Here is a 233-nt window from a genome sequence, read left to right as displayed (position 1 = left end):
GCGCTGCCCAGAGGGAGCAAGCTCCCTCGCCACAGGTATACGGAGTCGTATAGATGAATCACAATGTGGCCTTCAGTTTTGCCGACGGCAAGACCCTGTTCTTCCCGGTGGGCGCCCATGAAATCCTGCTGGACGCGGCCTTGCGCAACGGCATCAAGATCCCGCTGGACTGCCGCGAAGGCGTGTGCGGCACCTGCCAGGGGCGCTGCGAATCCGGCGATTACAGCCAGGAC

Annotated in this window: 1 protein-coding gene; it reads left to right on the top strand. The window is 62.7% G+C overall.

The genetic code is table 11. The features are described from left to right. Nucleotides 1-53: 53 nt before the first annotated feature. The coding region (locus AC0L20_RS41910; RefSeq protein ID WP_473295979.1) for a 2Fe-2S iron-sulfur cluster-binding protein at nt 54-233 on the top strand (180 nt) is incomplete at its 3' end.

The organism is Bradyrhizobium sp. Kon58 (assembly GCF_055807455.1).
Note: the sequence above shows the minus strand (reverse complement) of the source record. Positions and strands in the feature narration are given on the sequence as shown.